Annotated in this window: 11 protein-coding genes; 8 read left to right on the forward strand and 3 right to left on the reverse strand. The window is 56.0% G+C overall.

What is annotated here, in order from left to right; translation table 11 throughout:
* The first annotated feature begins 56 nt into the window (after positions 1 to 56).
* From aroL to ppnP, 4 genes are all read left to right on the forward strand, one after another.
* Positions 57 to 581 carry a shikimate kinase AroL gene (aroL, locus tag L462_RS22845; RefSeq protein WP_020885238.1) on the forward strand — a complete coding sequence of 175 codons (525 nt, stop codon included), beginning with the start codon at positions 57 to 59 and terminating at the stop codon, positions 579 to 581.
* 44 nt (positions 582 to 625) lie between these two features.
* The gene (gene yaiA / locus L462_RS22840; RefSeq protein ID WP_013095817.1) at positions 626 to 817 is read left to right on the forward strand and encodes a protein YaiA; all 192 of its coding nucleotides are present in this window, start codon (positions 626 to 628) and stop codon (positions 815 to 817) included.
* A gap of 237 nt (positions 818 to 1,054) precedes the next feature.
* Positions 1,055 to 1,732, forward strand: coding sequence for an AroM family protein (locus L462_RS22835; protein WP_025204994.1), 678 nt, complete (start codon positions 1,055 to 1,057; stop codon positions 1,730 to 1,732).
* A gap of 71 nt (positions 1,733 to 1,803) precedes the next feature.
* Positions 1,804 to 2,091, forward strand: coding sequence for a pyrimidine/purine nucleoside phosphorylase (gene ppnP / locus L462_RS22830; protein WP_014168827.1), 288 nt, complete (start codon positions 1,804 to 1,806; stop codon positions 2,089 to 2,091).
* Positions 2,092 to 2,136: 45 nt separating this feature from the next.
* On the opposite strand, the gene rdgC is transcribed toward ppnP, so the two are convergent.
* The gene (gene rdgC / locus L462_RS22825) at positions 2,137 to 3,051 is read right to left on the reverse strand and encodes a recombination-associated protein RdgC (RefSeq protein ID WP_014882739.1); all 915 of its coding nucleotides are present in this window, start codon (positions 3,049 to 3,051) and stop codon (positions 2,137 to 2,139) included.
* A gap of 123 nt (positions 3,052 to 3,174) precedes the next feature.
* Between rdgC and mak the strand changes: the two genes are divergently transcribed.
* Positions 3,175 to 4,080: a fructokinase gene (gene mak / locus L462_RS22820; protein WP_032677501.1), complete on the forward strand. Its 906-nt coding sequence runs from the start codon at positions 3,175 to 3,177 to the stop codon at positions 4,078 to 4,080.
* A 59-nt stretch (positions 4,081 to 4,139) separates the two neighbouring features.
* Here mak and sbcC read toward each other — a convergent pair whose 3' ends face one another.
* On the reverse strand, positions 4,140 to 7,271 hold the full coding sequence (gene sbcC, locus L462_RS22815; protein ID WP_032677502.1) for an exonuclease subunit SbcC: 3,132 nt from the start codon (positions 7,269 to 7,271) through the stop codon (positions 4,140 to 4,142).
* Positions 7,268 to 8,473: an exonuclease subunit SbcD gene (gene sbcD, locus L462_RS22810; protein WP_032677503.1), complete on the reverse strand. Its 1,206-nt coding sequence runs from the start codon at positions 8,471 to 8,473 to the stop codon at positions 7,268 to 7,270. The genes sbcC and sbcD overlap by 4 nt, the downstream gene beginning before the upstream one ends.
* A gap of 187 nt (positions 8,474 to 8,660) precedes the next feature.
* On the opposite strand from sbcD, the gene phoB reads away from it, so the two are divergent.
* From phoB to brnQ, 3 genes are all read left to right on the forward strand, one after another.
* Positions 8,661 to 9,350 (forward strand): phosphate response regulator transcription factor PhoB, encoded by a 690-nt coding sequence (gene phoB, locus L462_RS22805; protein WP_008503265.1) that lies wholly within the window; start codon positions 8,661 to 8,663, stop codon positions 9,348 to 9,350.
* Positions 9,351 to 9,371: 21 nt separating this feature from the next.
* Complete coding sequence (phoR, locus tag L462_RS22800; protein WP_014168833.1) at positions 9,372 to 10,667, forward strand: phosphate regulon sensor histidine kinase PhoR; 1,296 nt, start codon at positions 9,372 to 9,374, stop codon at positions 10,665 to 10,667.
* A 409-nt stretch (positions 10,668 to 11,076) separates the two neighbouring features.
* Positions 11,077 to 12,396, forward strand: a complete 1,320-nt coding sequence (brnQ, locus tag L462_RS22795; RefSeq protein WP_014168834.1) for a branched-chain amino acid transporter carrier protein BrnQ — start codon at positions 11,077 to 11,079, stop codon at positions 12,394 to 12,396.
* Positions 12,397 to 12,474: the final 78 nt, after the last annotated feature.

A 12,474-nucleotide genomic window follows, 5' to 3' on the forward strand; every position in this document is an offset into this window, starting at 1 on the left:
CTGCAATTATTTCTTTACGCTCTTCGGCCATCCGGCATCAAGGGGAACACCTGGTTATGACCCAACCCATCTTTTTAGTTGGCCCCCGCGGCTGTGGGAAAACCACCGTTGGCCTGGAACTGGCACGCGCGTGCGATCGTCAGTTTGTTGATACCGACCACTGGCTGCAAACCGAAGCCGGGAAAAGCATCGCGGAAATCGTTGAGCAAGAGGGGTGGGAGAGCTTTCGCGCCCGTGAAACGGCCGCGCTGAAGGCGGTCACCACGCCGTCTGCTGTTATCGCAACCGGTGGCGGCATTGTTCTCGCCGAGTGTAACCGTCGCTTTATGCGTGAAAAAGGGATTGTCATCTACCTCAGCGCACCCGTTTCGGCCCTGGTAGGGCGGCTGGAAGCATTTCCGGAAGAGGGGCAACGTCCTGCGCTGACCTCCCGGCCGCTCAGCGAAGAGGTGAGCGAAGTGCTGGCCGAACGCGATGCGTTATACCGCGAAGCGGCACACCACGTTGTGGATGCTTCCGCTTCACCCGAGGACGTGGTAATTCAGATTATTACCGCCCTGCGTTTGGCTTGTGCCAGCTAAGCGGCGTCTATACTTATAGCTCAGACATAAAAAAAGGATGAGCTATGCCAACCAGACCTCCCTATCCACGTGAAGCACGCATCGTTACCGTTGAAAAAGGCAATGGCGATCAAACCGTCACCTGGTATCAGCTGCGTGCCGATCACCCTAAACCAGACTCTCTGATCAGTGAACATGAAACTGAACAGGAAGCGCTGGATGCCAAACGGCGCTACGAAGATCCTGATAAGTCGTGAATGAATTCCTAAAGGGCTAAATACCGTGCCTGAATCACACTTTTTACTCATCGCAAATGTTAAGCAGGAGTTAATATTTAGTTATTACAGGTAACTCCGTAACGGGCAGGCGATCTTTACATTTCGCGATGGGGATCACCTGCTACGCTTGGTGCTGTTTTGTTGAAAAAACGAACTGTGCAGCGTAGTGAGCCTGTACCTGTGTGAAAGATTTAGCGGTAATGGAAGGCGATGAAGATGAAGGCGACGTTGGCGATCCTCACTATTGGTGTGGTCCCTGTAAGCGAAGTGTTACCGCTCTTAACCGAGCATGTATCTGAACAACAGATAACGCATCTAAGCCTGCTGGGGAAGATGAGTCGGGAAGAGGTCATGGAAGACTACGCTGTAGAGGCGGGGGAGGATCCCCTGGCGACGTTATTAAGTGACGGTAAACTGGCGCATGTTTCGCGTCAGAAAATCGAGCGCTCGCTGCAGAGCGTAATAGAAGTGCTCGATAATCAAGGCTATGACGTTATTTTACTGATGAGTACTGCACCTGTTAAGGGACTCATCGCGCGTAATGCGATTTTGCTGGAGCCGATGCGGATCATTCCGCCGCTGGTGGCCTCCATTGTTGACGGGCATCAGGTGGGGGTCATTGTTCCCATTGAAGAGCTCATGGACAACCAGACGGCAAAATGGCACGTACTCGAAAAAATGCCTTTGTATGCGCTGGCCAATCCCTTCTGGGACAGCGAGGCTGCGCTGATTGAGGCAGGACGGGAACTGCTGGAGAGAGGGGCCGATGTGTTGATTCTGGACTGCCTTGGATTCCACCAGCACCACCGTGACTTACTGCAAAAGGCGCTGGATGTCCCGGTGCTGTTGTCCAATGTTCTGATGGCCCGGCTGGCCGCAGAGCTGTTGATCTAATGATTTTGCGTGACAGGTGATGATCATGGCCCCTATAGTGAATTTTTATCTAAAAATATAAGGGCCAGTTCATGCTTCAAAGTAACGAATACTTTTCCGGTAAAGTGAAATCCATTGGTTTTACCAGCAGCAGCACTGGCCGCGCCAGTGTCGGCGTTATGGCTGAAGGGGAATACACCTTTGGTACAGCCGAAGCTGAAGAGATGACGGTGATCAGCGGTGCGCTCAACGTCTTACTGCCGGGGGAAACAGAATGGAAAGTTTACTCTGCCGGACAAGCGTTCAACGTCCCTGGCCACAGCGAATTCCATCTGCAGGTTGCTGAACCGACCTCTTATCTGTGCCGCTACCTGAAATAAAACGTTTTATACCCTCTCCCTGCCGGGAGAGGGTCACTGCAGGCATTACCGCTGCGCTTCGCCACCGAGGCCTTCTACCAGATTCTGAATTAACGCTGCCAGCTCTCCGGTCATCAGGATAAAGTCCGCGTCAAAGCGCTGGGCGTAATCTTCACGATCGATATCTTCGTTCTGATCGCGCAGCTCATCGCAGAATTTCAGACGCTTCACCGAGCCGTCATCGCACATCACAAACTGAATACGCTGCTGCCAGTCGAGTGCCAGTTTGGTCACCACTTTGCCCGCTTCAATGTGTACGGCGATCTCGTCGCTCACCAGATCCTGCTTTTTCGCGCGGATCACGCCGCCATCTTCGAGCAGGGCTTTGAGCTCAGCTTCATCAAGGATCTGGAAGCCCTGGGCCGCTGTACCGCTGCGCACCCATTCGGTCAGGGTCAGTTCAATCGGCGTTTCCAGCGCCAGCGGAACGACCGGTAACGATCCGATGCTTTTGCGCAGCAGGGCCAGCGTATCTTCCGCTTTTTTGGCGCTGGCGCAGTCCACCATGATCAGCCCGTTAACGGTATCGATCCACATCATTGTCTGGCTGAAACGGCTAAAGGCGCGCGGCAGCAGAGAGTGCAGAACTTCGTCTTTCAGCGAATCTTTTTCGGTTTTTTTCAGCTTGCGGCCCTGTTCGGCTTCAAGCTTGAAAATTTTCGCTTCGAGCGCCTGCTTGACCACCGGCGTGGGCAGAATTTTTTCTTCTTTGCGGGCGCAGACGATGATTTGACCCGTGCTGCTGGCGTGGGTCAATGCATCGCTTTGTGAACCCATTGGAGGAACCCAACCGGTTTTTGCCATATCCTGGCTACCGCAAGGGGAAAAGCTATAAGCGGCTAACTGTTTTTCCATCTCTTCTGCACGCAGCGAAACGTCGCGGCTGAGACGGTAAACCATCAAATTTTTGAACCACAGCATGATAATTTCCACGGCCTTGTCGTTAAATCAGCGGGCATGATAACGAATTGTCGCATCGCTTGCATTGCTAATCGGGAAGCGGGCTTCTACTCTGTTGATAATCAAAATAATGAGGAGTGTCTTGTGCGTATTGGGATTGATTTGGGCGGCACCAAAACAGAAGTCATCGCACTGAGCGAGCTGGGGGAGCAACTGTTCCGCCACCGTCTGCCTACGCCGCGCGATGATTATCACCAGACTATCGAGACGATTGCCCGGCTGGTCGACATGGCTGAGCAGGCGACAGGGCAGACCGGCACCGTTGGGATGGGGATCCCGGGCTCAATCTCGCCCTATACCGGGGTGGTTAAAAACGCCAACTCCACCTGGCTCAACGGTCAGCCTTTTGATAAAGATTTAAGTCAGCGCCTGAACCGGGAAGTGCGTCTGGCAAATGACGCCAACTGTCTGGCCGTCTCCGAAGCCATTGACGGTGCCGCCGCAGGGGCCCAGACCGTTTTTGCGGTCATTATCGGGACCGGCTGTGGCGCAGGCGTGGCCCTGGGCGGGCGTGCCCATATTGGCGGCAACGGTACGGCGGGCGAGTGGGGACATAACCCCCTGCCGTGGATGGATGACGATGAACTTAAATACCGCGCCGAGGTGCCGTGCTATTGCGGCAAGCAGGGCTGTATTGAGACGTTTATCTCCGGCACCGGTTTTGCCACCGATTATCACCGCCTGAGTGGCCAGCCACTCAAGGGGAACGAGATTATGCGCCGGGTCGGGGAACACGATCCGGTGGCTGAGCTGGCTCTCAGCCGCTATGAAATGCGGCTGGCGAAATCCCTGGCGCACGTGGTGAATATCCTTGACCCTGACGTGATTGTGCTCGGCGGCGGGATGAGCAACGTCGACCGTTTATATGCCACGGTGCCGAATCTGGTGAAGCAGTGGGTCTTCGGGGGTGAGTGTGAAACCCCGATCCGCAAAGCGGTGCACGGGGACTCCAGCGGCGTGCGCGGCGCCGCGTGGCTCTGGCCGCTATAGCCATTCTCCCTCTCCCTACGTGAGAGGGGCAGGATGAGGGGCCCTCATGCAGGGCACCCTCACTCCACCGCAAACACCTTATCCAGCTTGCTATACCCCAGCCCGTTAATCTTCTTCACTTTGATCTGCACCGGGATCCGCTCTTTCATCGCCTCGACGTGGCTAATCACGCCAATGGTTTTCCCGGTGGCGTTCAGCGCGTCGAGCGCATCGAGGGCGGTATCCAGCGTTTCGCTGTCGAGCGTGCCGAAGCCTTCATCCAGGAACAGCGAATCGATGCGTGTCTTGTGGCTCACCAGATCGGAAAGCGCCAGCGCCAGTGCCAGGCTAACAAGGAAGCTTTCGCCGCCGGAGAGGGTACGGGTATCGCGCACCGCGTCCGCCTGCCAGGTATCCACCACTTCGAGTTCCAGCGCATCGCTGACCTTGCGCTGCAGCAAATAGCGCCCGTGCAGGCGATTTAGCTGCTGGTTGGCAAGCCAGACCAGATTATCCAGCGTGAGCCCCTGGGCAAACTTACGGAACTTGTCGCCGGTGCTGGAACCTATCAGCGAATTCAGATAGCTCCAGTCATCGGCCAGCCGCGCGGCCTCTTCAATATGCTGCATGAGCGCCAGCTGGTGCTGACGGTTATCGCTGTCCTGTTTAAGCTGCTGGCGGATTTCACCCTGATGAGTGGTGTTCTCCCGAAGCTGTTGCCCGAGTTGCTGTAGCTGCAACTGCAGGGTTGGCGCGTCGAGTTCCAGCCCTTCCGGTCGCTGCGTCTGATGAGCCTGCAGCTGCTGGTTTGCCTGTGCGAACAGCGCGGTTGCCTGCTGAAGCTGGTTTTCCAGGGTCTGCTTACGGTGTTCAAGACGGCGGATGGTCTCTTCATCAAGCAGTGCAGCCAGAAAGGCCTCCCGATCGGCGAAGCAGCTTGCGGTCAATGCGGCGGTAAAATGCGTCGTGGCGTGCTGCAGTCGCTCGCTTTCGAGGCTTTCCTGCTGTTGCAATGTGGCAAGCTGGCTCTGAAGAGAAACGCATTCGTCGTGCGTTTCGCGCCAGTTATCAGGAATGGCCGGTTCGGTTTCTGTGTCGTTTGTGGCGGGCAGGGTGTCGAGCAGCGGCATCAGAGCCGTCATGCGCTCCTGCATGACGCCATGCTGAGTCTGTTTTTCCTGCCACTGTGCGAACTCGGTTTCTCGTTCGTTCAGCCAGGCAGCCTCTGTGCCTTCTTCCGGGACGTTGAGTGACAGCGTCAGCAGGGTCGTTTCCAGCGCCTGGCGCGTGGCCGTCAGCTGCTGTTGATACTGACGCGCCTGCGCGTCCTGTTCATTCAGCTGTTGCTGCAGCGTCAGACGCTGGCTCAGCTGGTAAAGCTGACGCTCATACTGCTCTTGTTCGTTCATCCACGGGGCAATATCTTCCTGAATATTCAGAGTGATATTCAGGGACGCGCAAACCGATTGCCACTCTTTAGTGAGCGCTTGCTCCTCCTGAGAGAGCGTCTGAGCGTCGTCTGTCTCACGCTGGATCTGCCGGGTCAGGGCATTCACCTGACCGAGAACTAACAATCCTTCCTCTTTAAGCGCAGCGACCTCTTTGGCTAACTGGTCGCGACGCTGCTGGTTGGCACTCAGCTCCAGCGCCTGATAGGCAGTGACCGCCGGGTGCGAGGTTGAGCCGCACAGCGGGCAGGGCTGTCCCGCCTGCAGCTGCGCACGCTCTGCCTCCAGACTTTTAATCTTCTCTTCCTGTCTGCAGAGCGTTTCAAGATCCAGATAATGTTGGTTTTTCTCTTTGTACTGCTGGCGGCGCAGCGTCAGCGTTTCATTGAGTTTTACCTGCTCTGCCTGGGCTTTCTGCAGGCTTTCACCGTTCTGGCGCAGACGTTGTTGCAGCGGCAGATAACGGGCCTGAAGTGACATCAGCCGCTGGCGGAAAGTCCGTGACTGAGCCTGTTGCTCCATCGCCACGCTGACCTCGTCAGCCGTGAGCGTCAGGGCGTTTTCCGGCATCTCTGCCAGCTTCTGGCGTAATTCAGCAATGCGCGTGGAAAGCGTGGCGATCTGATTTTTATCGCGATTCAGCTGTGCAAAATGGGCGCGCCAGCCTGCTATCTCCTGGCCCCACTGACGATACCGCTCGTGCTCTGCCAGCCACTGTGCCAGCGCCGTAAGGTCGGTCTGCAGTTGTGCATGGCTACGCTGGGCCGTATTACGGATACGCGAGCGCAGCGCGGTTTTTGCTTGTAAGCGAGCATTTACTTCAACAATGCGTTGCTTCGTTTGCCCCAGCCGGGTGGTTTGCTCTTGCTGGCTGTCCCACAGTGGACGCAGCTGGGCGGCGGGGTGAGCAAGCTGGAGCGTTGCCAGCTCGGGCGCAGCCTCGGTCAGTGCCTGTTGCGCCTGTTGCTGCAAGGTGGCAACGCGCTGCTGCTCACGTATAAGCTCGTCATTGCGCGTAAGCCACTGAAAATCTTTCTGTTGATTCTGCTGTTGCGCCAGCAGCGTTTTTTCTTCGTCAGTAAGTGCCTGCAAACTTTGCTGTAACTGCTGCTGTTGCTCTTCACTCAACAACACGACGCCTGCAGCCTGTGCTTCATGCACCTCAAGGGCGTTACGCGCGGCTTTGTGTTTCTCAAACACCATGGCGGAAATCTGCCCGTAGATCTCGGTTCCGGTCAGTTCTTCCAGCAGTTCGGCGCGGTCGGAAGGTCTGGCATTGAGGAAGGCGGCAAATTGCCCCTGAGAGAGCAGCATTGAGCGGGTAAAACGGCCATAATCCAGCCCGGTGAGGGCGGCCGTTTGTTCCAGCTTATCCGACACTTTGTCGGCCAGAATTTTACCGTCCTCACAGCGTGCCAGCTCGACGCGTGGGGCCTGAAGATTACCGTCGGGCTGATTTCGCGCGCGGTTCTGACTCCAGAAAGCGCGATAGGCAATACCTTTGACTTCAAACTCAACTTCGGCAAGGCATTCGGCCGTGTCGCGCGTCATCAAATCGTTTTGTGCCTGGGAGACTTTCTGCAGGCGTGGCGTTTCGTGATACAGCGCCAGACAAATGGCGTCGAGCAGGGTCGTTTTCCCTGCGCCGGTAGCCCCGGTAATCGCAAACAGTCCGTTGCTGGCAAACGGCTCCGCGGTAAAATCGATTTTCCACTCACCCTTCAGTGAGTTGAGGTTTTTCAGACGCAGGCTGAGGATTTTCATGCGTTTTCATCCTCATCGTTCAGGGCATGCAGGGTGTGCGTAAACAGCTCGTTCAGCCGTGCGCGTTTCGCGTCGTCAATCTCCTCGTGGGAGAGCCGGCGTTCAAAAACCTCTTCCACCCTGAGTTCGCTGAGCGTTTCGCGCTGAGCGCCGAGCAGAATTTTCTCGCGCTGCTCGCGGCTGCGGCGCACCAGTAGCACCTCTACCGGCAGGTCTTCCGTGAGTACCTGAATTTTACGCTGTACATCATGCAGGTAGTCGCCGCTGGCGATCTCAATATCCAGCCAGACCGGCGGGTTTTGTTCCACGCCGCGCCACTGTTCAAGCTGGGCGGTGATGGCGTCCAGATCGCCTTTCAGCACCGCCAGCGGCTGGGTGACGGGCACTTCCAGCGTGTCAACGGCGCTGAGCTTGCCGTCGCTAAAGCTCACCAGATGGACACTTTTGGCTTTGCCGGTCTCATCAAAACTCAGTGAGATGGGCGAACCGCAGTAGCGAATGTGCTCGCAGCCGCCGATAACCTGCGCCCGGTGGATATGCCCGAGGGCAATATAATCCGCGGGCGGGAAGTTTTGTGCCGGGAAAGCATCCAGCGTGCCAATATAAATGTCACGCACCGCGTCGCTTTTGCTGGCCCCAACGGTGGTGAGGTGCCCGGTGGCAATCACCGGAATCGCCTGGTCGCCGCGAAGGGCACAGGCCTGGGCATGCTGCTGGTGGTAATAGTCGGTGATGGCCTGCAGCAAATGCTGCTGTTTTTCTGCGCCGGAAAGCCCCGCCTGGCTTTGGACAATATCGCGCGGGCGTAAAAATGGGATCGGACACAGTACCGCACCCGGCGTCCCGTCGCGCTTTTTCAGGATCTGCGGCGCATGTCCTGCGCTGGCCACCACGGTAGTATTGAGAAACGCCAGAATATCGCGGGATTCATTTAACGTTGCGACGGAATCATGGTTGCCGGCAACAATCACCAGATGACAGCCCGTTTGCTGCAGATTGACGACAAAACGGTTATATAACTCGCGCGCATAGCTGGGGGGCGAGCCGGTATCGAAGATGTCACCCGCCACAATAATGGCGTCCACCTCATGAGAGCGGGCCGTATCCAGCAGCCAGTTCAGGAACGCTTCGTGTTCAGCCGCCCGGCTTTTGCTGTAAAAATTTTGACCCAGATGCCAGTCAGAGGTGTGTAGTATGCGCATTGCTGATCCGTGGCGAAAAAGAGAAAGCAGGATTATAAACTGTCAGGGAACAGAAAATAACCGCTGTAATAAAACAACAGTTTGCCCTTTATAGTGGTACTGTTTTTCATAAATCTGTCATAAATCTGACGCATAATGACGCCGCATTACAAACTTGTAACTTAAATAAGATAAAACAGGGCAAAGTATGGCGAGACGTATTCTGGTCGTAGAAGATGAAGCTCCGATTCGTGAAATGGTGTGCTTCGTGCTCGAGCAAAATGGCTTCCAGCCGGTTGAGGCGGAAGATTATGACAGCGCGGTGAACCAGCTGAATGAACCCTGGCCCGATCTGATTCTGCTCGACTGGATGTTGCCTGGCGGCTCCGGGCTGCAGTTTATCAAACACCTGAAACGTGAAGCGCTAACCCGCGACATACCGGTTGTGATGCTCACGGCGCGCGGTGAAGAAGAGGATCGCGTACGCGGTCTGGAAACGGGGGCGGACGATTACATTACCAAACCGTTCTCACCGAAAGAGCTGGTTGCCCGCATTAAAGCCGTGATGCGCCGCATTTCACCGATGGCGGTGGAAGAGGTGATTGAGATGCAGGGACTGAGCCTTGACCCTACCTCACACCGCGTCATGACCGGTGAAAATCCCCTCGATATGGGGCCTACCGAATTTAAACTTCTGCATTTCTTTATGACTCACCCGGAGCGCGTATACAGCCGCGAACAGTTGCTGAATAACGTCTGGGGAACTAACGTGTATGTCGAAGACCGGACGGTTGACGTACATATCCGCCGCCTGCGAAAAGCGCTGGAACTGAGCGGCCACGATCGCATGGTGCAGACGGTCCGCGGCACGGGTTATCGTTTTTCAACCCGTTTCTGAACAATGACAGGAGTGTGACGCGTGCTGGAACGTCTGTCATGGAAAAGGCTCGTCTTTGAACTGATCTTATGCTGTATTCCGGCCTTCATTCTGGGGGCCTTTCTTGGATATTTGCCGTGGTTTCTGCTGGCGTCGGTTACCGGGCTTCTGATCTGGCATTTCTGGAACCTGCTGCGCCTCTCGTGGTGGCTGTGGGTTGACCGAAGTATGACGCCTCCGCCGGGAAGCGGAAGCTGGGAGCCGCTGCTGTACGGTCTGCACCAGATGCAGATGCGTAACAAAAAGCGGCGTCGGGAGCTGGGAAGCCTGATCAAACGCTTCCGTAGCGGCGCTGAGTCGCTGCCGGATGCTGTCATTCTGACGACCGAAGAAGGGACGATCTTCTGGTGTAACGGCCTCGCGCAACAGCTGCTGGGCCTGCGCTGGCCGGACGATAATGGCCAGAACATCCTCAACCTTCTGCGTTATCCCGAGTTCACGCTGTACCTGAAAAAGCGTGATTTTACCCGCCCCCACAACCTGAAGCTCAATAATGGGCGCCATCTGGAAATCCGTGTGATGCCTTACAGCGACCAGCAGTGGCTGATGGTTGCCCGTGATGTCACCCAGATGCACCAGCTGGAAGGGGCGCGACGCAACTTCTTTGCCAACGTCAGCCACGAATTACGCACTCCGCTGACGGTGCTTCAGGGGTACCTGGAGATGATGCAGGAGCAAACGCTGGAAGGCGCGCCGCGCGAGAAAGCGTTGCATACGATGCGTGAACAAACGCACCGTATGGAAGGGCTGGTGAAACAGCTGCTGACGCTCTCGAAAATTGAGGCCGCCCCCTCGCTGGCATTGAATGACACCATTGATGTGCCGATGATGCTGCGGGTGGTGGAGCGCGAAGCGCAGACGTTAAGCCATAAAATGCATCAGCTGACCTTCGAGGTCGACAACACGCTCAAGGTGCTTGGCAGCGAAGATGAGCTGCGCAGCGCCATTTCTAATCTGGTGTATAACGCGGTGAATCATACGCCAGCGGGGACGGATATCGTGGTGCGCTGGCAGCACACGCCAACGGGCGCTGAGTTCAGCGTAGAGGATAACGGGCCGGGGATCGCACCTGAACACATCCCGCGTCTGACCGAGCGCTTCTACCGGGTGGATAAAGCGCGCTCACGGCAGACCGGCGGCAGCGGTCTGGGGCTGGCTATTGTGAAACACGCGGTGAATCATCATGAAAGCCGTCTCGATATTCAAAGCACGCTGGGTAAGGGAACCCGCTTCAGTTTCGTTATCCCGGAACGATTAATTGCCAAAAAGATCGCCTGACGACAGGCGTGTCAGTTTACCTTTCCACGGGCCAGCGTTTGCTGGCCCGTTTGCTTTGCAGTCAAGCGAAACGCGGCTGAATATTATACAGCTGGCTGTTTTTTGTTCGCATGATTAGCCATGGGTTTTTCTTATAATTAGCGTATTGTGCTGGTCTGATTTTTGATGCTGGCATATTGTTCTGGTTTCACGATCCCATCTTGCCTTTAAACGTTATAAGCGTTTAAATTGCGCCCCAGATACTGTCATACCGACTGTATTTGCGTGGTAAATCGAAAAACTATTCTTCTCCACGCCAGGACGGGAGCATATCCCGCTGAAATTGAGCAAATTTTCCGCTGTATCGTCCCGTCAGGGATAGCGAAAATCTCAATGTTTTCAACACCACATCCACAGGCAGTAAGGTTTTATGACCCATCACTTAAAATCGCGTGACATCATCGCGCTGGGCTTTATGACATTTGCGCTGTTCGTTGGCGCAGGCAACATCATTTTCCCCCCAATGGTTGGCTTACAGGCGGGTGAACACGTCTGGACCGCTGCGTTTGGTTTCCTGATTACTGCTGTGGGTCTGCCGGTACTGACCGTCGTCGCGCTGGCGAAAGTCGGTGGTGGCGTTGATAGCCTCAGCACTCCGATTGGCAAAGTGGCCGGCATTCTGCTGGCGACCGTCTGTTATCTGGCCGTTGGCCCGCTGTTTGCGACCCCGCGTACCGCGACCGTATCCTTCGAAGTGGGGATTGCCCCGCTCACTGGCGATGGCGCGATGCCGCTGTTTATCTACAGCCTGATCTACTTCGCGATTGTGATTCTGGTTTCCCTTTATCCGGGCAAGCTGCTGGATACCGTGGGTAACTTCCTGGCTCCGCTGAAAATCGTGGCGCTGATTGTGCTGGCGGTTGCGGCCATCGTCTGGCCCGCAGGCCCGATTAGCGATGCGATGGACGCCTATAAAAACGCCGCGTTCTCCAATGGCTTTGTGAACGGCTACCTGACGATGGATACGCTGGGCGCAATGGTATTTGGTATTGTTATCGTGAATGCCGCACGTTCCCGCGGCGTGACGGAAGCGCGTCTGCTGACTCGCTACACCATCTGGGCTGGCCTGATGGCCGGTGTGGGGCTGACGCTGCTGTACCTGGCGCTGTTCCGCCTGGGCTCAGATAGCGCCATACTGGTCGATCAAAATGCCAACGGCGCGGCGATCCTCCATGCCTACGTGCAGCACACCTTTGGTGGTGCGGGTAGCCTGCTGCTGGCGGTACTGATTTTCCTGGCGTGCCTTGTCACCGCCGTGGGGCTGACCTGCGCCTGCGCTGAGTTCTTTGCTCAGTATCTGCCGCTCTCTTACCGTACGCTGGTCTTTATCCTGGGCATCTTCTCCATGGCGGTGTCAAACCTCGGTCTGAGCCACCTGATTCAGGTCTCTATCCCGGTGCTGACGGCCATCTATCCGCCGTGTATCGTGCTGGTGGTGCTGAGCTTCACCCGCCCGTGGTGGAACAACTCGTCGCGAATTATTGCGCCAGCCATGTTTATCAGCCTGATTTTTGGTATCCTTGACGGGATTAAAGCATCCGCCTTTGCGCAAATACTGCCAGCCTGGACACAGCGTCTGCCGCTGTCCGAGCAGGGCCTGGCCTGGTTGATGCCTACCGTTGTTGCACTGGTTCTGGCTATTATCTGGGATCGTGCTGCAGGGCGTCAGGTCGCATCGAACGCCCATTAATCAACGGCAACAAACTGTTTAACCACGGGGCTTAAGGCCCCGTGGTTTTTTGTTTTTTTCGAGTTGAATGGCAAGATT

It is taken from the genome of Enterobacter sp. BIDMC 26, assembly GCF_000534435.1.
GTDB classification, from domain to species: domain Bacteria; phylum Pseudomonadota; class Gammaproteobacteria; order Enterobacterales; family Enterobacteriaceae; genus Enterobacter; species Enterobacter ludwigii.

What these genes read in the sequence shown, in the direction of transcription:
- aroL (WP_020885238.1), top strand. Translation starts at nt 57, where the DNA reads ATGACCCAACCCATCTTTTTAGTTGGCCCCCGCGGCTGTGGGAAAACC.
- yaiA (WP_013095817.1), top strand. Translation starts at nt 626, where the DNA reads ATGCCAACCAGACCTCCCTATCCACGTGAAGCACGCATCGTTACCGTT.
- L462_RS22835 (WP_025204994.1), top strand. Translation starts at nt 1,055, where the DNA reads ATGAAGGCGACGTTGGCGATCCTCACTATTGGTGTGGTCCCTGTAAGC.
- ppnP (WP_014168827.1), top strand. Translation starts at nt 1,804, where the DNA reads ATGCTTCAAAGTAACGAATACTTTTCCGGTAAAGTGAAATCCATTGGT.
- rdgC (WP_014882739.1), bottom strand. Translation starts at nt 3,051, where the DNA reads ATGCTGTGGTTCAAAAATTTGATGGTTTACCGTCTCAGCCGCGACGTT.
- sbcC (WP_032677502.1), bottom strand. Translation starts at nt 7,271, where the DNA reads ATGAAAATCCTCAGCCTGCGTCTGAAAAACCTCAACTCACTGAAGGGT.
- sbcD (WP_032677503.1), bottom strand. Translation starts at nt 8,473, where the DNA reads ATGCGCATACTACACACCTCTGACTGGCATCTGGGTCAAAATTTTTAC.
- phoB (WP_008503265.1), top strand. Translation starts at nt 8,661, where the DNA reads ATGGCGAGACGTATTCTGGTCGTAGAAGATGAAGCTCCGATTCGTGAA.
- brnQ (WP_014168834.1), top strand. Translation starts at nt 11,077, where the DNA reads ATGACCCATCACTTAAAATCGCGTGACATCATCGCGCTGGGCTTTATG.